At 61.7% G+C, this 18,457-nt stretch carries 20 protein-coding genes; 19 read left to right on the top strand and 1 reads right to left on the bottom strand.

Going from position 1 to position 18,457, the window contains the following annotated elements; all coding sequences use genetic code 11:
- Positions 1 to 6: 6 nt before the first annotated feature.
- The 18 genes from GVL50_RS02725 (at position 7) to GVL50_RS02640 (ending at position 17,242) form a co-directional block, all read left to right on the top strand.
- Positions 7 to 261, top strand: coding sequence for an acyl carrier protein (locus GVL50_RS02725; RefSeq protein WP_053116686.1), 255 nt, complete (start codon positions 7 to 9; stop codon positions 259 to 261).
- On the top strand, positions 258 to 803 hold the full coding sequence (locus GVL50_RS02720; RefSeq protein WP_159811654.1) for a hypothetical protein: 546 nt from the start codon (positions 258 to 260) through the stop codon (positions 801 to 803). Before GVL50_RS02725 ends, GVL50_RS02720 begins: the two co-directional genes overlap by 4 nt.
- The gene (locus GVL50_RS02715) at positions 800 to 2,479 is read left to right on the top strand and encodes an acyl-CoA synthetase family protein (RefSeq protein ID WP_159811653.1); all 1,680 of its coding nucleotides are present in this window, start codon (positions 800 to 802) and stop codon (positions 2,477 to 2,479) included. The genes GVL50_RS02720 and GVL50_RS02715 overlap by 4 nt, the downstream gene beginning before the upstream one ends.
- A 77-nt stretch (positions 2,480 to 2,556) precedes the next feature.
- On the top strand, positions 2,557 to 3,291 hold the full coding sequence (locus GVL50_RS02710) for a glycosyltransferase family 2 protein (protein WP_053116683.1): 735 nt from the start codon (positions 2,557 to 2,559) through the stop codon (positions 3,289 to 3,291).
- Positions 3,288 to 4,235, top strand: coding sequence for a glycosyl transferase (locus tag GVL50_RS02705; protein WP_053116682.1), 948 nt, complete (start codon positions 3,288 to 3,290; stop codon positions 4,233 to 4,235). The genes GVL50_RS02710 and GVL50_RS02705 overlap by 4 nt, the downstream gene beginning before the upstream one ends.
- Positions 4,216 to 5,760, top strand: a complete 1,545-nt coding sequence (gene hutH / locus GVL50_RS02700; protein WP_159811652.1) for a histidine ammonia-lyase — start codon at positions 4,216 to 4,218, stop codon at positions 5,758 to 5,760. The genes GVL50_RS02705 and hutH overlap by 20 nt, the downstream gene beginning before the upstream one ends.
- Complete coding sequence (locus GVL50_RS02695) at positions 5,753 to 6,178, top strand: thioesterase family protein (RefSeq protein ID WP_141127285.1); 426 nt, start codon at positions 5,753 to 5,755, stop codon at positions 6,176 to 6,178. Before hutH ends, GVL50_RS02695 begins: the two co-directional genes overlap by 8 nt.
- Positions 6,175 to 6,777, top strand: coding sequence for an outer membrane lipoprotein carrier protein LolA (locus GVL50_RS02690; protein WP_159811651.1), 603 nt, complete (start codon positions 6,175 to 6,177; stop codon positions 6,775 to 6,777). The genes GVL50_RS02695 and GVL50_RS02690 overlap by 4 nt, the downstream gene beginning before the upstream one ends.
- A complete protein-coding gene (locus GVL50_RS02685; protein WP_159811650.1) occupies positions 6,761 to 9,100 on the top strand; it encodes an MMPL family transporter in 2,340 nt (779 codons plus the stop codon). Before GVL50_RS02690 ends, GVL50_RS02685 begins: the two co-directional genes overlap by 17 nt.
- A complete protein-coding gene (locus GVL50_RS02680; RefSeq protein WP_159811649.1) occupies positions 9,097 to 10,260 on the top strand; it encodes a sodium:proton antiporter in 1,164 nt (387 codons plus the stop codon). The genes GVL50_RS02685 and GVL50_RS02680 overlap by 4 nt, the downstream gene beginning before the upstream one ends.
- Positions 10,247 to 11,494, top strand: coding sequence for an NAD(P)/FAD-dependent oxidoreductase (locus tag GVL50_RS02675; protein WP_159811648.1), 1,248 nt, complete (start codon positions 10,247 to 10,249; stop codon positions 11,492 to 11,494). Before GVL50_RS02680 ends, GVL50_RS02675 begins: the two co-directional genes overlap by 14 nt.
- A complete protein-coding gene (locus tag GVL50_RS02670; protein WP_159811647.1) occupies positions 11,491 to 12,216 on the top strand; it encodes a class I SAM-dependent methyltransferase in 726 nt (241 codons plus the stop codon). The genes GVL50_RS02675 and GVL50_RS02670 overlap by 4 nt, the downstream gene beginning before the upstream one ends.
- Positions 12,216 to 12,812, top strand: coding sequence for a hypothetical protein (locus tag GVL50_RS02665; protein ID WP_256671811.1), 597 nt, complete (start codon positions 12,216 to 12,218; stop codon positions 12,810 to 12,812). The genes GVL50_RS02670 and GVL50_RS02665 overlap by 1 nt, the downstream gene beginning before the upstream one ends.
- Positions 12,809 to 14,005 carry a beta-ketoacyl-[acyl-carrier-protein] synthase family protein gene (locus GVL50_RS02660; protein ID WP_159811645.1) on the top strand — a complete coding sequence of 399 codons (1,197 nt, stop codon included), beginning with the start codon at positions 12,809 to 12,811 and terminating at the stop codon, positions 14,003 to 14,005. Before GVL50_RS02665 ends, GVL50_RS02660 begins: the two co-directional genes overlap by 4 nt.
- Positions 14,002 to 14,466 (top strand): hotdog family protein, encoded by a 465-nt coding sequence (locus tag GVL50_RS02655; protein ID WP_159811644.1) that lies wholly within the window; start codon positions 14,002 to 14,004, stop codon positions 14,464 to 14,466. Before GVL50_RS02660 ends, GVL50_RS02655 begins: the two co-directional genes overlap by 4 nt.
- Positions 14,459 to 15,187, top strand: coding sequence for a 3-oxoacyl-ACP reductase FabG (fabG, locus tag GVL50_RS02650; RefSeq protein WP_034152945.1), 729 nt, complete (start codon positions 14,459 to 14,461; stop codon positions 15,185 to 15,187). Before GVL50_RS02655 ends, fabG begins: the two co-directional genes overlap by 8 nt.
- Positions 15,187 to 16,413 (top strand): beta-ketoacyl-ACP synthase, encoded by a 1,227-nt coding sequence (locus tag GVL50_RS02645; RefSeq protein WP_159811643.1) that lies wholly within the window; start codon positions 15,187 to 15,189, stop codon positions 16,411 to 16,413. Before fabG ends, GVL50_RS02645 begins: the two co-directional genes overlap by 1 nt.
- Before the next feature lie 25 nt (positions 16,414 to 16,438).
- Positions 16,439 to 17,242 carry a hypothetical protein gene (locus GVL50_RS02640; protein ID WP_159811642.1) on the top strand — a complete coding sequence of 268 codons (804 nt, stop codon included), beginning with the start codon at positions 16,439 to 16,441 and terminating at the stop codon, positions 17,240 to 17,242.
- A 176-nt stretch (positions 17,243 to 17,418) separates the two neighbouring features.
- Here the strand turns inward: GVL50_RS02640 and GVL50_RS28715 are convergent, their stop codons facing one another.
- Positions 17,419 to 17,670, bottom strand: coding sequence for a DNA-binding protein (locus GVL50_RS28715; RefSeq protein ID WP_178124146.1), 252 nt, complete (start codon positions 17,668 to 17,670; stop codon positions 17,419 to 17,421).
- A 260-nt stretch (positions 17,671 to 17,930) separates the two neighbouring features.
- Here GVL50_RS28715 and GVL50_RS02630 point away from each other — a divergent pair, with 260 nt between their 5' ends.
- Complete coding sequence (locus GVL50_RS02630) at positions 17,931 to 18,368, top strand: excinuclease (RefSeq protein WP_159811641.1); 438 nt, start codon at positions 17,931 to 17,933, stop codon at positions 18,366 to 18,368.
- The last annotated feature ends 89 nt before the right edge of the window (positions 18,369 to 18,457 follow it).

Below are 18,457 nucleotides of genomic sequence, written 5' to 3'. Positions count from 1 at the left end.
CGGACCATGCAAACTCGTGACGACATTTTCAACACCCTGCGCGATGCCTTGGTCGAGCTGTTCGAACTGGATCCGGCCCGCGTGAGCCTGGATTCCAACCTGTATCAGGATCTGGAAATCGATAGCATCGACGCGGTCGATCTGATCGATCACATCAAACGCCAGACCGGCAAGAAAATCGCCGCCGAAGAGTTCAAGACCGTGCGCACCGTCGGTGACGTGGTCGAGGCGGTTTACCGTCTGGTTCAACCGGCCGCATGAGCCGATTGATCGGCCTGGGCCTGCTGCTGGCCGGTCTGCTGTACCCCTTTGCGGTGTATTTCGGCATGGAGCACTTCGCCCCGTGGCAGTTCGGTCTGCTATTGGGCGGCTTGTGGCTCGCGCGCGCCCTGACCGGCGAGCGCAAACCCGGCAGCCTGTGGATGGCTTGCGTGGCGATCGTGTTCTGCCTGTTGCTGGCGCTGTTCGACAGTCCGCTGTTGCTGCGTTGGTACCCGGTGCTGATCAGCGGTTTCATGCTGGTGCTGTTCAGCCTGAGCCTGAAATACGGGCCGCCGATGGTCGAGCGACTGGCGCGGTTGCGTGAACCAGAGCTGCCAGACATCGCAATTCGCTACACACGCAAGGTCACCGTGGCCTGGAGCGTGTTTTTCTTTTGCAACGGTTTGTGCGCCGCCCTCCTGACCCTGTGGGCGCCGCTGAATTGGTGGATGTTGTACACCGGCCTGATCTCCTACGGATTGATCGGCCTGATGTTTGCCATTGAATGGCTAATACGACAACGGGTAAGAGGCCGTACATGAACTGGATAAAACTTGAGCAGTTGTTGCTCAAGGCCCTGCCGGCGCGGGCGATTTGCGCTGCGCCGGCACTCGATCACGCGCAACTGTGCGAACAGGCGCTGAGCGTTGCCGCCGGCCTGCAAGCGCAGGGCGTTAAGCGCCTCGCCGTGCACCTGGAAGACGCCGCCGATCTCGCCATCGCCCTGCTCGGAGCGTGGCGCGCCGGCGTCAGCGTGTTGTTGCCGTCGGACTTGCAACCGCAAACTCGCCAGCGCTGGTCGAGCGAAGTCGATCTGTGGCTGACCGATCACGCCGAAGACGCGCACCTGACTGACTTTCAGCAGCGGGCATTGCCCGCTGCGGCGCTGGATCTCGATCAATGTCAGCTGAGCCTGTGTACTTCCGGCTCCAGCGGCGAACCCAAGCGTATCGACAAAACCCTGCGCCAACTGGCCAATGAAGTTGAAGCGCTGGAGCAACTGTGGGGCGCGGAGCTTGCTGAAGCCTGCATCATCGGCAGCGTCGCCACTCAACACATCTATGGTTTGCTGTTTCGCGTGTTGTGGCCGCTGTGCGCCGGGCGCCCGTTTGTGCGCAAGCAACTGGCCTTCCCGGAAGACATGCAGCGCGCCAGCCGCGAACAACCGACCTTCGCCTGGGTCGCGAGCCCGGCGCTGCTCAAACGCATGGGCGACAACCTTGATTGGCCTGCATTGAGCACGGTGCGGCGGGTATTTTCCTCGGGTGGCGCGTTGCCGCTTGAGGCTGCGCAAAGTCTGCAAAAACGCTTGCAGCAATGGCCGACGGAAATCCTCGGCAGCTCGGAAACCGGCGGCATTGCCTGGCGTCAGGGTGAACAACTGTGGCAACCGTTCGCCGGTGTCCAATTGAGTCAAGACAGAGAGGGCGCGCTGTTGATCGCTTCGCCTTATCTGCCTGCCGGCCATGTCGAACACACCGCCGACGCGGCGCGCATTGCTGCCGATGGTCGTTTCGAGTTGTTGGGACGGCTGGATCGCATCGTTAAACTCGAAGAAAAACGCATCTCTCTGCCGATGCTGGAACAGGCCTTGGTCGCTCACGACTGGGTTGCCGAAGCGCGGCTTGGCGTGGTGCAGGAAAACCGCGCGTCCCTTGGGGCCTTGCTGGTGCTCAGCGATTCGGGGTTGTTTGCGTTGCGTGAACATGGCCGCCGCAGTCTCACCGAAACTTTGCGCCAGCATTTGCGCCAACACTGTGAAGCTCTGGCCCTGCCGCGACGCTGGCGGTTGGTGCGGCAATTGCCGCTGAACAGCCAGGGCAAACAGCCCCAGGCCGAGGTTGAAGCACTGTTGATGGCGCCGCGTCCGAAAGCGCCGGAAGTGCTGTCGCAGGTCGAGATTGAGGGTGAATGGAGTTTGCAACTGAGCGTGCCGCTGGATCTGGCTTATTTCAGTGGTCACTTCCCCAAGGCACCGGTGTTGCCGGGCGTGGTTCAGGTGGAATGGGCACTGAACCTTGGGCGGCAGTTGCTGAATCTGAGCGGGCCGTTTGCCGGGATGGAAGTGCTGAAGTTCCAGCAACTGGTGCGGCCGGGGGATGAAATTCAGCTGCACTTGCGCTTTGATCCGGAGCGCAGCAAGGTGTATTTCGCTTATCGCAATGACACGGCGACGTGCTCCAGTGGGCGGATTCTTTTGGGTGTAGAGCATGATTGACTTTGGTGAGTGCTGCGCACTCAATCGCGAGCAGGCTCGCTCCTACAGGGATCGCGGTTTTCCAATGGAGAACTGTTATGCATAACCCTTGCGCCGTGATCCCGGTTTATAACCACGAATCTGCGATAGGCACCGTGGTCGATGCTCTGCTTGCGCAAGATCTGCCATGCATTCTGGTCGACGACGCCAGCAAGCCCTCCTGCGCAAAAGTCCTCGATGCTCTGGCCGAACGCGACAACGTGCATCTGGTGCGCCTGACCGCCAACCAAGGCAAGGGCGGTGCGGTGATGACCGGTCTGCGTGAAGCCGCGCTGCTGGGTTTCACCCATGCCTTGCAGGTCGACGCCGATGGCCAGCACGACTTGCACGACGTCGCCCGCTTCGTTGAAGAATCCCGCGCACATCCCAACGCCATGATCTGCGGCTATCCGCTGTTCGACGACAGCGTGCCCAAGGGCCGGTTGTACGCGCGCTACCTGACCCACGTCATGGTGTGGATCAATACGCTGTCGCTGCAAATCCGCGACTCGATGTGCGGCTTTCGCGTCTATCCGCTGACCCCGACGCTGGCGGTGATCGACTCAAGAAAAGTCGGCAAACGCATGGATTTCGACTCGGACATCCTCGTCCGCCTGGCGTGGCGGAATCAGCCGATGCGCTGGCTGCAAACCAGCGTGCATTACCCGCTGGACGGCGTGTCGCACTTCCGCCTGTTCCACGACAACGCGCTGATTTCGAGCATGCACACACGGCTGTTCTTCGGCATGTTGCTGCGCTTTCCCGTGATCCTCTGGCGACGGTGGCGCGCATGACCGGCGAAACCGACAAGAAGCACTGGGCCGACCGCGAAGAACGCGGCAGTTTCCTGCTGATGAAATTCACCGCGTTCGCCGCCAAAGTCCTCGGTCGACGCCTGCTCAGCCCGTTGCTCTACGGCATCGTTTTGTACTTTTTCCTGTTCGGTCGCACCGCGCGGCGCAGTGCCTGGCAATTCCAGCAACGTCTGGCCGAGTGGAGCCAGCGCGATGACTTGCGCCCAAGCCACTGGCGCGTGTTCAGTCAGTTCATGGCGTTCGCCGACTCCATGCTCGACAAACTCGACGTGTGGAACGGCAAGCTCAGCATTGAACAGATCGAAATCATCGACCCGGCGCTGCTGCGTAATCAGTTGCGCGGCACACGCGGGCAACTGCTGGTCGGCGCGCATCTGGGCAATCTCGAAGTCTGCCGCGCGCTGGCGGAGATCGGCGAAAAGGTCACCATGAACGTGCTGGTGCACACCAAGCACGCCGAGCAATTCAACCGTTTGCTGGGCGAGGCTGGAGCGACCAATCTGCGCCTGATTCAGGTCAGCGAACTCGACCCGGTGATCATGCTGCAACTGCACGAACGTCTTGAGCGCGGCGAGTGGCTGGCGATTGCCGGCGACCGCGTGCCGCTGCACGGCGGGCGCAGCGTGACCGTGGATTTTCTCGGTCACCCGGCGCCGTTTCCGCAAGGTCCGTGGCTGCTGGCCGGCCTGCTGAAATGCCCGGTCAATCTGCTGATGTGCCTGAAACAAGCGGACGGCCACTATCGCCTGACCCTCGAACCGTTCGCCGACGCGGTAACCTGGAAGCGCAGCGAGCGCGAGCAGGTCATTCATCAGTGGGCCACCCGCTATGCCCAGCGCCTGAGTCACTATTGCCTCGAAGCACCGCGCCAATGGTTCAACTTTTACCCTTTCTGGAAGACCGATGACGACGCCAACCCATGAGCCGGTAACCTTCGGCGAACGCCCTTTGCGCATCGAAGACGTGCTGGCCTTGGCCAATCGTCAGGCGCCCGTGCAGTTGCAGAGCGACCCTGAGTATCGCGAGCGCATCGCCAAAGGCGCGCGGTTCCTCGATTCGCTGCTGGACAAGGAAGGCGTGATTTACGGCGTGACCACCGGCTACGGTGATTCCTGCGTGGTCGCGGTGCCGCTGCATCACGTCGAAGCGTTGCCGCGTCATCTCTACACGTTCCACGGTTGCGGCCTCGGCAAACTGCTCGACGCGCAAGCAACCCGCGCGGTGTTGGCGGCGCGTTTGCAGTCGTTGTGCCACGGCGTTTCCGGGGTGCGCGTGGAACTGCTCGAGCGTCTGCACGCGTTTCTCGAATACGACATTCTGCCGCTGATTCCTGAAGAAGGTTCGGTCGGCGCCAGCGGCGATCTGACCCCGCTGTCCTACGTTGCCGCGACACTTTCCGGCGAGCGTGAAGTGATGTTCCGTGGCGAACGCCGTCAGGCTGCCGATGTGCATCGCGAACTCGGCTGGACACCTTTGGTGCTGCGCCCGAAAGAAGCCTTGGCGCTGATGAACGGCACCGCCGTGATGACCGGCCTCGCTTGTCTGGCGTTCGCCCGCGCCGATTATCTGCTGCAACTGGCCACACGCATCACCGCGCTCAACGTCGTCGCGCTGCAAGGCAATCCTGAGCATTTCGACGAACGTCTGTTCGCCGCCAAACCGCATCCGGGGCAAATGCAGGTTGCCGCGTGGCTGCGCAAGGATCTGGCGATCGACGCACCGACCGCGCCACTGCATCGCTTGCAGGATCGCTACTCGCTGCGCTGCGCCCCGCACGTGCTCGGCGTGTTGGCCGACAGCCTGAACTGGCTGCGGTCGTTCATTGAAATCGAACTGAACAGCGCCAACGACAACCCGATCATCGACGCCGAAGCCGAGCGCGTTTTGCACGGCGGGCACTTCTACGGCGGCCACATCGCGTTCGCCATGGACAGCCTGAAAAACCTGGTGGCCAACGTCGCCGACCTGCTCGACCGGCAACTCGCGCTGTTGGTCGACGAACGCTACAACCATGGTTTGCCGAGCAACTTGTCGGGCGCTCCGGCGGATCGCGCGATGCTCAACCATGGCTTCAAGGCTGTGCAGATCGGCACCAGCGCCTGGACCGCCGAAGCGCTGAAAAACACCATGCCGGCCAGCGTGTTCTCGCGCTCCACCGAGTGCCACAACCAAGACAAAGTGAGCATGGGCACCATCGCCGCCCGCGATGCGATTCGCGTGCTGGAGCTGACCGAACAAGTCGCCGCCGCCACTCTACTCGCCGCCAATCAAGGCGTGTGGTTGCGCGCTCAGGCCGAAGACGCACGATCGCTGCCACCGTCGCTGGCGGCAATGCACGAAGAGTTGGCCAAAGACTTCCCGCCGGTCATTGAGGATCGTGCGCTGGAAGGCGAACTGCGCCTGTGCCTGCAACGCATCGCCGCACAACACTGGAGGCTGCATGCGTAGCGCCGGAGTGCTTCACGCGGACACCGAAATCCTTGTGCCGTTTTTTGACGTCGACACCATGCACGTGGTTTGGCACGGGCATTACGTCAAGTATCTGGAAGTGGCGCGCTGCGCGCTACTGGACAAAATCGGCCACAACTACACGCACATGGTCGAGTCCGGTTACGCCTGGCCGATCATCGACCTGCAATTGCGCTACGTGCGCGGCGCGGTGTTTGGGCAGCGCCTGAATGTGCGCGCCAGTCTGGTCGAATGGGAAAACCGTCTGAAGATCAATTACCTGATCACCGACCTGCACAGCGGCGAACGCCTGACTCGCGCCAGCTCGGTGCAGGTCGCCGTCGAAGTCAGCAGCCGCGAAATGCAGCTGGCCTCACCGAAAGTCTTCACCGACGCCGTGGAAAGGATGCTGCGATGAATGTTTTTGTGAAAACCCTGAGCGTTCTGGCGCTGCTGACCATGTCGGCACTGGCCAACGCCTTCGACCTGCAACAACTCAGCGCACAACTGGCGAAACCGGACGTGATCCACGGCCAGTTCATTCAGGAAAAACACCTGCGCGCCCTGCCGCAACCGCTGATCAGCAAGGGCAGTTTTGTGCTGGCGAAGAATCACGGCCTGCTCTGGCTGCTGAAAACCCCGTTGCAACAGGACTATCGCATCACCGCCAACGGCATCGCTCGCCGCGACGACAATGGCTGGCAAATGCTGCCAAACAAGAGCGCCGGCGCCGATCAGAACCGGCTGTTTCTCGCGGTGCTGCAAGGTGACAGCAGCGGCCTGCAACGGGATTTCGAACTGGCCCTGAGCGGCGACGCGCAGCAGTGGAAACTGTCACTGACCCCGCGTTCGCTGCTGCTCAAGCAAGTGTTCAAACAAATCAACATCGACGGCGGCGCCTTGGTGCAAACCATCGAACTGCTGGAAAGCCAGGGCGACAGCACCGTGCTGCGCATGCAGGACAGCAGCGCCGCCCAACCGCTGAGCGACACGGAGCAACATGACTTTGCCGAGTGAACGCAGGCTGCCCTGGCTGTTTCTGATGCTGCTGCTCGCTGTTGTTGCGCTGGCCGGTTGGCAGTGGCGCGACGGTGCGCCGCTGTCGGCAAACCTGATGGAGCTGGTGCCCGGCACTAACCCGGACGCCCTCGAACTGCGCGCCGAACAGCGCATGCAGGAACCGCTGAATCGCGAAATGCTGGTGCTGGTCGGCCACGCCGATCGCCAGCAAGCGGTCAACATGGCGCAGAAGCTCGGCGAGCAATGGCAGGCCAGCGGTCTGTTCGAGAAAGTGCAGTGGAACCTGCAAGCGGATCTGCCGGCGCTGCGCACGCAATTGCTGCAAGGTCGCCTGGCGATGCTCTCGGCGGACGATCAGCAACTGCTCACCGAACATCCCGATGTATTTATTCATCAGCGGGTGCAGGCGCTGTTCGATCCGTTCAGCGGTTTCAGCCTGGTACCGAGTCCGGACGATTGGCTGGGCCTGACCGGGCGTATCCAGAACAGCCAGCCGCAACACGGTTCGGTGCAACTCGACATCGGCAGCGGCGCGTTGATTGCCGATGCCGACGGCAAGAGCTGGGTGCTGCTGCGCGCGCGCACCACTGCCGACGCTTTCGACATGAACCTGCCGCTGAAAGTGGCGGATCTGCTGCAGCACAGCCGTGAACAAGCGGCGAAAAATGACGTGCAATTACTGGCCGCCAGCGGTCTGCTTTACGCGGCCAACGGTCAGCAGCAAGCGACGCGCGAAATGACCTGGGTTGGCGGCGGTGCAACGGTCGGCATTCTGCTGTTGCTGCTGCTGGCGTTTCGGCGCTGGCGTGTGCTGCTGGCATTTGTGCCGGTGTTGGTCGGCATGCTTTTCGGGGCTGTCGCGTGCGTGGCGCTGTTCGGCCATATGCACGTGATGACGTTGGTGCTCGGCTCCAGTCTGATCGGCGTGGCGGTGGATTATCCGCTGCACTACCTGTCGAAGAGCTGGAGCCTGAAGCCGTGGCGCAGTTGGCCGGCCTTGCGCCTGACCCTGTCCGGGCTGACCTTGAGCCTGATCACCAGCGCCATCGGTTATCTGGCGCTGGCGTGGACGCCGTTCCCGGCGCTGACGCAAATCGCCGTGTTCTCTGCGGCCGGGTTGCTCGGCGCTTATCTGTCAGCGGTGTGCCTGCTGCCGGCGCTGCTCAACAACCTCGAGTTACGCCCGGCGCAGTGGCCGCTGACGCTCGCCGAGCGCTTGATCACGCTGCGGGAAAAACTCCTCGAACGCGTGCGCACGCCAGTGCTGTTGGCGCTGTTGATCGCCTTCTGTGTTGGCGGTCTGGTGCAGCTACAAAGCAAGAACGACATTCGCCAATGGGTCGGCGCGCCGCAGCGTCTGACCGATGAGGCGCAGACCATCGCGCGCATCACCGGTTACCAGCCGACCAGCCAGTTTTTCCTCGTACGCGCCGCCAATCAGCAGCAATTGCTCGAGCGTCAGGCAGCGCTGAGCGAGCGCCTGGAACAACTGGTCAACCTCGACAAGCTGCAAGGCTATCTGGCCCTCGATCAACTGGTCAGCCCGCCGAGCGAGCAGGAAAAAGTCCGTCAGGCGCTGAACCAACTGCCGCAATACTGGCAGCCGCTGCTCGACCTCGGCGTGCCGCTCGCTGCGCTGCAAAGCGAGCTGCAACAGCTGCAAACCGTGCCAGCGGAAGATATCGACACCGCCCTTGCCGGCCCGCTCGGCGAACCTTATCGCACGCTCTGGCTCGGCCCGACCGAAGACGGCGTGGCGGCGATGACCAGCCTGCAAGGCCTGAACAATCCGGCACTGTTGCGCGTGCAGGCGCTGGATCTGCCGGGGGTGCAACTGGTCGATCGCCTCGGTGAATTGAACGACGTTTTCGCCGCCACGCAGATCAGCGCCGCGGAGCTGAAACTCGCCTCCTGCGCGTTGATCGTGCTGGTGCTGATGCTGCCGTTCGGCCTCGGCGGTGCGCTGCGCATCGTCGCCCTGCCCTTGCTCGCGGCGCTGTGCAGTCTGGCCAGTCTGGGCTGGCTCGGTCAGCCGCTGACCCTGTTCAGCCTGTTTGGCCTGCTGCTGGTGACGGCGATCAGCGTCGATTACGCGATCCTTATGCGTGAACAGGTTGGCGGCGCCGCGGTGAGCCTGCTCGGCACGTTGCTGGCGGCGCTGACGACATGGCTGTCGTTTGGTTTGCTCGCGGTTTCCAGCACACCGGCGGTGAGCAATTTCGGTTTGTCGGTCAGCCTTGGGTTGGCCTTCAGTTTCATGCTCGCACCGTGGGCCGGGCGTCACGCCCACACGGCAACCGTCGCGGAGTCGGCAGCGTGATGGTCGCCGGCTTTTGGCTGCTGGCCTTGGCGCTGTTCGCCGTCGCGACCCGTGTCGGTCGATATTTCGGCCTGATCCCGATTGTCAGCCAGTTGCTGCTGGCGAGCTTCGGCCTGCCGCTGCTGATGTACTTCTGGATCGAACCGGGCTGGCAACTGAGCGGTGCGGAACTGATCGCGCCGGAGTGGCTGAAAAACCTCTACAGCCTGAGTTTTGCCTTGCTGCTCGGGCACATCCTCAGTGATGTGATCGATCTGAAACTGGATCGGCAGAGCGTGAAAATCGCCCTGCCGAGTTTTCTCGTGCCATTCGTCTGCGGACTGGCGGCGGCTTATTGGTTGCTGCCGGCGCAACCGTGGCTCAACTCGCTGGCGATCGGCCTGGTGTTCGCAATTACCGCGATTCCGGTGCTGTACCTGTACTTGCGCCACATCGATTACCCGCGCGCCGCCACCCGGCGTCTGGTGCAAACCGCGATCCTCATCGATCTGACTTGCTGGACGCTGTTCGGCCTCGCCCAAGGCAGCCTGCACTTGAGCAGCCTGTTGCTGCCGCTGGGGCTCGCTTGTGTGCCGTTGGTGCTGCGCCTGTTCGGCGTGCGCCGACCGTTGACCTACAGCCTCGGTTTCTTCGCCCTGCTGGTGATGGCCGAGCATTACAAACTCAACGCGCTGATTTTCGGCATCGGTTATTTGCTGTGCATGGCCGCGCTGAAAATCCCGTTGGTGCTGCCGTTGCCGGCGCGCTGGATGAACCGTTTGCAGACGTGGATCGCGATCCCGCTGATCCTCACCTTCGGCATCGTGCAGATCGACGTGCACAGCGCCCTCGCCAGCCTCGGCCCGCTGCAATGGGCGGCGCTGCTGCTGTTGCCGATTGCCAGTAAACTGCTCGGCAACTGGCTCGGCCTCGGCTGGGCCGGCGCCTCGTTCGAAGGCGCCAGCCGCTGGCGTGAAAGCGTACTGCTGAACATTCGCGGCCTGAGCGAGATCGTCTTTCTCAATTTGCTCTTGCAACAACAGCTCATCACCCCGGCGCTGTACTTCGCGCTGATGCTGATGGGCCTGATGGCGACGCTGCTGCCGGCGCTGATCGGCCTGCACCGTGCACCGCTGGACATCAAAAACCACCTGCCCCGGAGTTCACGTGCCAATCGTTGAAATGGAATCCCGTCAGGTCGTGATCATCGGCGCCGGCCCGTCCGGCGCCATCGCTGCCGCCCTGCTCAAACGCCAGGGCCACGATGTGCTGGTGATCGAACGCCAGCACTTTCCGCGTTTCTCCATCGGCGAAAGCCTGCTGTGCCATTGCCTCGATTTTGTCGAAGAAGCGGGCATGCTCGACGCAGTAAATGCCGCCGGATTTCAGCGTAAAAACGGTGCTGCTTTCGCGTGGGGCGCGCGCTACAGCGCCTTCGATTTCGGCGACACCTTTACCGACGGCAAGCCCACCACGTTCCAGGTGCAGCGTGCCGACTTCGATAAACTGCTGGCCGACCAAGCCGCGCTGCAAGGTGTGGAAATCCGTTACGGCGATGCCATCGTCAGTGTCGATTTCGACCGGCCGAAACCGCAACTCGACGTGCGTCGCGAGGACGGCCGTGAATACCGCGTCGAAGCGGATTTCGTCCTAGATGCCAGCGGCTACGGCCGTGTGCTTTCGCGACTGCTGGATCTGGAAGCACCGTCGAATTTTCCGGTGCGCCAAGCGGTGTTTACCCACGTCGAAGATCACATCGACAACCCGACCTTCGACCGCGAAAAAATCCTCGTCACCACCCATCCCGAACATCGCGATGTCTGGTTCTGGACGATCCCGTTCAGCAACGGCCGCTGCTCGGTGGGCGTGGTCGCGGCCGAAGCACACTTCAAGGGCCGTGACGCCGATCTCGATGCCTGCCTGCGCAGCTTCATCGCTGAAACCCGGAGCCTTGCCGGCGTGCTGAACAACGCTGTCTGGGACACCCCGGCGCGCACCCTCGGCGGCTACGCGGCGAACGTGAAAACCCTGCACGGGCCGGGTTTTGCCTTGCTCGGCAACGCCGCCGAATTTCTCGACCCGGTGTTCTCTTCCGGCGTGACCATCGCCATGCGTTCGGCGAGCATGGCCGCCGCCGTGCTGCACCGTCAGTTGCAAGGTGAAGCGGTCGACTGGCAACGCGAGTTCGCCGAACCGCTGAAACGCGGCGTCGACACGTTCCGCTGCTACGTCGAGGGCTGGTACGCCGGCACCTTTCAGGACGTGATTTTTTATGAAGACAGCCAGGCCGACATCCGCCGCATGATCAGCTCGATCCTCGCCGGTTACGCCTGGGACGAACGTAACCCGTTCGTCAGCGAAGCCCGCCGCCGCTTGAAGATGATTTCCGAACTCTGTGCAAAGGACGCCACATGAATTACTTGAGCGACAGCTACGTCGAGGAAACCCGCTTCGGTTTCTGGTTCCTGCGCAGCCACACCTGGCAGCACCACGTGTTGCGCGTGGCGATCAATGATTTGCGCGGACTGTTCAGCGAAGCGCTGCCGGAGCATCCGGTGCTGCTCGACGCCGGTTGCGGTCAGGGCAAGTCGTTCGGCCACCTGCGCCAGACCTTCGCCCCACAGCGTTTGATCGGTGTTGACGCCGATCCGCACAGCCTGGAGTTGAGCGGCGAAGAGGCTACGCGTCTGGGCCTCGATGTTGAGCTGATCGGCAGCGATTGCGCGACGCTGAATGTGCCGGACGCGAGTGTTGATCTGCTGCTCTGTCATCAGACCTTTCATCATCTGGTTGAACAGGAAAAAGCGCTGGCCGAGTTTTATCGCGTGTTGAAACCGGGCGGTTATCTGCTGTTTGCCGAATCCACCGAGGCTTACATTGATACCTGGGTGATTCGCTGGCTGTTCCGCCATCCGATGCATGTGCAGAAGAGTGCGGCGCAGTATTTGGAGATGATTCGCGGGCAAGGGTTTGAGTTTGCCGAGCGCAATGTGTCGTACCCGTATTTGTGGTGGAGCCGGTCGAAGGATTTTGGCTTGCTGGAGCGGTTTGGGGTGCTCAAACCGAAACCTTTTGGGCAGCGAGAGGAAACGTTGGTGAACGTTGTCGCGCGTAAGCCATTGGCAGAGGCTTCCTGATGTACCCCATTACCTGTAGGAGTGAGCCTGCTCGCGATAGCGGTGGGTCAGCTAACCTTTATTTTGAATGTATGACCGCTATCGCGAGCAGGCTCACTCCTACAGTTTCCGCAGTGCTGCGGATGGTGATGGTCGGCGCAATATTTCTGTTAAGTGCCTGCGCCAGCCAGGCGCCGCTGCCGGCGGGCAACCCGACGTTGCCGCTGCCGTTGCAACTGCACATCGAACGCCAGCAAGCCGAGCAACGCCAGGACTGGCTGCTGGTTATCCAGCGCGAAGGCCCGGGTATTCGCTGGTCGATGATGGATCCGCTGGGTATTCCTCAGGCGCGTCAGCAATTGATCGACGGTCGCTGGCAGGCCGATGGTCTGCTGCCGCCGAACCCGGAGGCCCGCGAGCTGTTCGCCGCGCTATTGTTCGCCCTGACCCCGTCCGCCGAGCTGTTGCGCAATTACCCTTCTGCCCAACAGCAGACCGGGCAACGTTCCTTGCCAGCGCGCTGGGACATCCGTTATTCACAACCGTTGAGCTTCGAATTGAACCTGCCCCAAGGCCCGCACTATCGCGTTTCTCCGCTCGGTGACTCGACGCCATGACCGCTTACCTGAATGCCCTCGGCGTGATTTGCGCGCTGGGCCGCGACAAGGCCGAAGTCGCGCGCAACCTGTTCGCCGGCGACTGCTCGGGTATGCGCCGCGAATCCGGCTGGGTGGCGGAGCGTGAATTGCCGGTGGCCGCCGTACACGGTGAACTGGCGCCGATACCGCTAGCACTCGCCGATCAAAGCAGCCGCAACAATCAGTTGTTGCTGGAAGCGGCACTGCAGATTCGCGATGACATCGATCAAGCGATCCAGACTTACGGCCGCGACCGCATCGGTGTGGTGCTCGGCACCAGCACCTCGGGCATCGACGAGGCCAGCCGTGGCCTGGCGCACTATATTCGCGAGCAGCAGTTCCCGGCGGAATACGATTACCGTCAGCAGGAACTCGGCGCGCCAGCGAATTTCCTCGCCGACTGGCTGCAACTGAGCGGCCCGGCCTACGTGATTTCCACCGCTTGCACCTCCAGCGCCCGCGCCTTGATGAGTGCCCAGCGCCTGCTCGATCTGGGCTTGTGCGACGCGGTGTTGTGCGGCGGCGTCGACAGTTTGTGCAAGCTGACGTTGAACGGTTTTTCGTCGCTGGAAGCGGTGTCGGACGAACGCTGCAATCCGTTCTCGGCCAACCGCAACGGCATCAATATCGGCGAAGCAGCGGTGTTGTTCGTCATGAGCAAACAAGCTCTCGACGGCCCGACCATTGCCCTGCTCGGCGCCGGCGCCAGCTCGGATGCGCACCATATTTCCGCGCCGGAGCCGAGCGGTCGCGGCGCCCTGCAAGCGATGCACAAAGCCCTGAACCGCGCGCATCTGCAAACCTCGCAAATCAGCTATCTGAACCTGCACGGCACCGCCACCCAACACAACGACGCCATGGAAAGTCTGGCCGTCGCCACGCTTTTTCCCGAAGGCGTCGCCTGTTCGTCGACCAAACCGATGACCGGCCACACCCTCGGCGCGGCCGGTGCGCTGGAAGCGGCGTTTTGCTGGCTGAGCCTGAGCGCCGACAACCCGGATCACGCGTTGCCGCCACACGTCTGGGACGGTCATGCCGATCCCGCGCTGCCAGCGCTGAAGTGGGTGACCGCCAGCGAACGCCTGACGTCCATTGCTCCCCGCTACCTGATGAGCAATTCGTTTGCCTTCGGCGGCAACAACGTCAGCCTGATTCTCGGAGACGCCCCATGACCGACTGGCCGCTCGCCGAACTGCTGCCCCATGCCGGCGACATGATTCTGATCGACAGCATCGAGCGCTTCGACGATGAGCAGATTTACACCCGCCTCACGGTCAAGTCCGAAGGCCTGTTCAACCTGCCCGACGGCAGCCTGCCGGCGTGGGTCGGCGTCGAACTGATGGCGCAAAGCGTCGCCGCGTTTGCCGGTTGCCACGCGCGACAAAAAGGCAATCCGGTGGAGCTGGGTTTTTTGCTCGGCACACGCAAATTCGAGTGCAATGTCGAAGCGTTTCCCGCCGGCACCGAGCTGACCATTCATGGCCTGCGCTCGCTGGAAGACGACAACGGCATGGGCGTCTTCGAATGCCATATCCACGGCGAGGGCATTCATGCCAGCGCCCGGCTCAACGTGTTTCGCCCGCCCGAAGCCACTCAATATCTGCAACAGACAAAGGAGTCGAACGATGACTGAATCCGTACTGGTCACCGGCTCCAGCCGTGGCATCGGCCGCGCCATTGCCTTGCGCCTCGCGCAGGCCGGGCACGACATCGTCTTGCATTGCCGCAGCGGCGTGACCGAGGCGCAAGGCGTTCAGGCTGAAATCGAAGCGCTGGGGCGCAAGGCGCGCATCCTGCAATTCGACGTCGCCGACCGCGAAACCTGCAAAACCATTCTCGAAGCTGACGTCGAAACCCACGGCGCCTATTACGGTGTGGTGTTGAATGCCGGGCTGACCCGCGACGGCGCGTTTCCGGCGCTGAGCGACGATGATTGGGACGTGGTGCTGCGCACCAACCTCGACGGTTTCTACAACGTTCTGCACCCGGTGATGATGCCAATGATCCGCCGCCGCGCCGCCGGTCGCATTGTCTGCATCACCTCGGTGTCGGGGCTGATCGGCAACCGTGGCCAGGTCAATTACAGCGCTTCCAAGGCTGGCGTGATCGGCGCTGCAAAGGCGTTGGCGATCGAGCTGGGCAAGCGCAAAATCACCGTTAACTGCGTCGCGCCGGGCCTGATCGACACGGCGATGCTCGACGAAAACGTGCCGGTGGAAGAACTGATGAAAATGATCCCCGCGCAACGCATGGGCACCCCTGAAGAGGTGGCCAGTGCGGTGAATTTCCTGATGTCGGCGGAAGCCTCGTACATCACCCGCCAGGTCTTGGCGGTCAACGGAGGCTTGTGCTGATGAAGCGCGTCGTCGTCACCGGCATGGCCGGCATCACTTCGCTGGGCAGCGACTGGCAGACCATCGCCGGTAATTTCGCGGCCAACCGCAGCGGCATTCGCCGGATGGACGAGTGGGATCGCTTCAGCGAACTCAACACGCGTCTGGCCGGGCCAATCGATGATTTCGTTGTGCCGGCGCACTGGACGCGCAAGCAGCTGCGCAGCATGGGCCGGGTTTCGCGACTGGCAGTCGGCGCAGCGGAAAAGGCCTTGGCCGATGCTGGCTTGCTCGGCGACGCGATGATCAAAGACGGCCGGATGGGCGTCGCTTGCGGCTCGTCGACCGGCAGCACCGACGAGATCAAAGCGTTCGGCAACATGCTGCTCAACTCGGTCGCCGAAGGCCTCAATGCCAACTCCTACGTGCGGATGATGCCGCACACCACCGCCGCGAATATCAGCATCTTCTTCGGCCTCACCGGGCGCCTGATCCCGACGTCCAGCGCCTGCACCAGCGGCAGCCAGGGCATCGGTTATGCCTACGAGGCGATCAAGTTTGGCCGTTTGCCGCTGATGCTTGCCGGCGGTGCCGAAGAACTTTGCCCGACCGAAGCGATGGTCTTCGACGCGCTCTACGCCACCAGCCTGAAAAACGATGCACCGCAGACCAGTCCGCGCCCGTATGACAAGGGCCGCGACGGTCTGGTGATCGGTGAAGGCGGCGGCATGCTGGTACTCGAGGAGCTAGAACACGCCCTCGCACGCGGTGCGCACATCCACGCCGAGATCGTCGGTTTCGGCAGCAACGCCGACGGCCAGCACACCACCCGCCCCGAGCAAGTGACCATGCGCCGCGCCATGGAGCTGGCGCTGGAAGACGCCGGGCTGACACCGGACGCCATCGGTTATGTAAATGGTCACGGCACGGCTACAGAACAGGGCGACATTGCCGAAACAATAGCCACCAGCAGTTTGTTCGGCGAACGCATGCCGATCAGCTCGCAGAAAAGCTTCCTCGGTCACACGCTCGGGGCCTGCGGGGCGCTGGAGTCGTGGTTCAGCATCGAAATGCTCAACCGCGACCAGTACGTGCACACGCTCAACCTCGACGAGGTCGATCCGCACTGCGGCAAGCTCGATTACCTGCGCGGCGAATTCCGCCAGATGCACCACGAGTTTGTGATGAACAACAATTTCGCTTTTGGTGGCGTCAACACCTCGTTGATTTTCCGCCGCTGGCACTGACCGCAATACGTTTGGAGTAGAAGGAATGACTCAGTTTCACCGCATCGCCGCACTGCTGGCCCTGGCCTTTGTGCTCGGCGGTTGCACCAGCAAACCGGTGTACAACGCTAAAGAAGAGTTTTCGCCGAACCTCGGTTTCACCCAGCAACAGATGAGCCGCGCCATCGTCACCGCGCTGAACGATCGTCAGTGGGTGGTGCAATCGGTGCGCCCGGGCATGATCAAAGCGGCGATCACCGTACGCGGTCGCCATCACGCCGAAGTCGATATCCCGTTTACCCCGACCTCGTTCGAAATCGACTACCGCAGCAGCTACGGCCTCGACGCCAAGGACGGCAAGATCCACGGCAACTACAACCGCTGGGTCAACCGGCTGCGCGACAACGTGCTCAAAGAGCTGTCGATCAACCCGGACATCGAAGCGGTCAACAACCTTGGCATCATCAAACAAGGCGCTGACGAACCGACCTACCTGAGCTTCCGTGAAGGCGTCAAACGCGCCACCGACGCCGGCCTGCTCGACGGCAGCGTCAAGTTCTACCTCGCTGGCGAAACCCTGCCCAAGCAAGTGCGAAAACTCGACACCGTGAGCAGCAGCCGCAAAACCAACGGCTCAAACAAATCCGACGAAGATGCCTGCTTCTGGGCCCTGCAATCGGCACTGGCCACCCTGCAGAACGCCGCGAAAAAAGCCGACGCCAACGCGGTGATCAACATCGCCAGCGTGGATCAGCGGGATCTGTACAAAGACACCGAGAAGTTTCAGTGCCGAGCGGGGATGGTGGTGTCGAGCGTGGCGTTGAGGGGTGACCTTGCTCACGTCGACTGACTGAGTGGCTCAGTGGCTGAATGGCTGCATTCCTGTGGCGAGGGGATTTATCCCCGATGGGTCGCGTAGCGGCCCCAAAACTGAGAACTCGGAGCATCAGACGTACCGAATTCACTGGTTTTACGACGGCTGCGCCGCCGATCGGGGATAAATCCCCTCGCCACAGGGGTGCACTTTCACAAACAGGTCGACTCCCTGTCTGGCTCTGAGATGGCTGGTTGACCAGAATTCCTCAGAGTCTCACAAGCCCCAAAGGGAACACTTAGTGGCTGAAGTCTTCGACGCGCGCGCTCAATCGTTTCATACGCTTTAACAATAATCGCAGCATCGCCGCCGGCCTCTTCCAAACAGACTTCCAGATAAGCCTCAAAGTCCTCATCCGTCAGCAAATAATCGGCAGAGTCCCAATTTTTGAATTCTTCAGTCATGGCTACTTTTGGATGATTACTGACACCTGACAAACTAGCGGCGCTCAGCTATTAGCTCAAGACAGCTGTTTCCTGAATTTCTGTAGGCAAAACACTGACTCTCTGTAGTCCAGGAATCACGCACCAGCTTGTCCCCTAACCACAAATATTTCTTTCAGCATCTACACTCGTTCTCGCAGGCCTTCGCATCGCGCCTGCCAGAACGGCGGGCCCGGTCGGTCGAGCACTCGCGGTTCTCTTTCATCGTCAAGGAGATGACCATGCAAGTGAAAGCCATGATCGCCGCCGCGCTTTTCGGCCTGCTGCCCAGCGCCAGCCATGCCACCAACCTCATGTACATGCCGTTCGAAACCGTGCTTTCGGATGCGATTCGCGCCGGGCGGCTGGATGGCAGTGTGAAGTTTTATCTGGTCGGTAATGGGCCGCAGGGCACTCAGCAGTTGCTGCGCCGGGGTGTGGTCAGTGATTTGAGCACCAACGGTTTCAACAAGAGTGATCACGATTCCTGCGAGTGGGTGTTGCAGTCGAATCTGATCAAGCTGCAGGCCGATGCCAAGCGGGTCGGGGCGAATGCGGTGACCAATATCGTCAGTTATTACGACGAGCATGTGCGCAAGGATTTGAATACTTATGAGTGTCGGGCGGGGATTTTTGTGACGCGGGTGGCGTTGAAGGGGGATTTGGTGCGGTTGCCCTGACAAATCTGGTGTTTGAGCGGACGCCATCGCAGGCAAGCCTTGCTCCTACAAAATCTGTAGGAGCAGAGCTTGCTCGCGAAGAGGCCGGC

This window comes from Pseudomonas sp. 18058, assembly GCF_902706155.1.
GTDB lineage: Bacteria > Pseudomonadota > Gammaproteobacteria > Pseudomonadales > Pseudomonadaceae > Aquipseudomonas > Aquipseudomonas rustica.
The sequence above is the reverse complement of the archived record's forward strand: the minus strand, read 5'-3'. Positions and strand labels throughout refer to the sequence as shown.

Excerpts from the sequence above, each read along its gene's own strand:
- GVL50_RS02725 (WP_053116686.1), top strand. The coding sequence starts at position 7 with ATGCAAACTCGTGACGACATTTTCAACACCCTGCGCGATGCCTTGGTC.
- GVL50_RS02720 (WP_159811654.1), top strand. The coding sequence starts at position 258 with ATGAGCCGATTGATCGGCCTGGGCCTGCTGCTGGCCGGTCTGCTGTAC.
- GVL50_RS02715 (WP_159811653.1), top strand. The coding sequence starts at position 800 with ATGAACTGGATAAAACTTGAGCAGTTGTTGCTCAAGGCCCTGCCGGCG.
- GVL50_RS02710 (WP_053116683.1), top strand. The coding sequence starts at position 2,557 with ATGCATAACCCTTGCGCCGTGATCCCGGTTTATAACCACGAATCTGCG.
- GVL50_RS02705 (WP_053116682.1), top strand. The coding sequence starts at position 3,288 with ATGACCGGCGAAACCGACAAGAAGCACTGGGCCGACCGCGAAGAACGC.
- hutH (WP_159811652.1), top strand. The coding sequence starts at position 4,216 with ATGACGACGCCAACCCATGAGCCGGTAACCTTCGGCGAACGCCCTTTG.
- GVL50_RS02695 (WP_141127285.1), top strand. The coding sequence starts at position 5,753 with ATGCGTAGCGCCGGAGTGCTTCACGCGGACACCGAAATCCTTGTGCCG.
- GVL50_RS02690 (WP_159811651.1), top strand. The coding sequence starts at position 6,175 with ATGAATGTTTTTGTGAAAACCCTGAGCGTTCTGGCGCTGCTGACCATG.
- GVL50_RS02685 (WP_159811650.1), top strand. The coding sequence starts at position 6,761 with ATGACTTTGCCGAGTGAACGCAGGCTGCCCTGGCTGTTTCTGATGCTG.
- GVL50_RS02670 (WP_159811647.1), top strand. The coding sequence starts at position 11,491 with ATGAATTACTTGAGCGACAGCTACGTCGAGGAAACCCGCTTCGGTTTC.
- GVL50_RS02665 (WP_256671811.1), top strand. The coding sequence starts at position 12,216 with ATGTACCCCATTACCTGTAGGAGTGAGCCTGCTCGCGATAGCGGTGGG.
- GVL50_RS02660 (WP_159811645.1), top strand. The coding sequence starts at position 12,809 with ATGACCGCTTACCTGAATGCCCTCGGCGTGATTTGCGCGCTGGGCCGC.
- GVL50_RS02655 (WP_159811644.1), top strand. The coding sequence starts at position 14,002 with ATGACCGACTGGCCGCTCGCCGAACTGCTGCCCCATGCCGGCGACATG.
- fabG (WP_034152945.1), top strand. The coding sequence starts at position 14,459 with ATGACTGAATCCGTACTGGTCACCGGCTCCAGCCGTGGCATCGGCCGC.
- GVL50_RS02645 (WP_159811643.1), top strand. The coding sequence starts at position 15,187 with ATGAAGCGCGTCGTCGTCACCGGCATGGCCGGCATCACTTCGCTGGGC.
- GVL50_RS02640 (WP_159811642.1), top strand. The coding sequence starts at position 16,439 with ATGACTCAGTTTCACCGCATCGCCGCACTGCTGGCCCTGGCCTTTGTG.
- GVL50_RS28715 (WP_178124146.1), bottom strand. The coding sequence starts at position 17,670 with ATGACTGAAGAATTCAAAAATTGGGACTCTGCCGATTATTTGCTGACG.
- GVL50_RS02630 (WP_159811641.1), top strand. The coding sequence starts at position 17,931 with ATGCAAGTGAAAGCCATGATCGCCGCCGCGCTTTTCGGCCTGCTGCCC.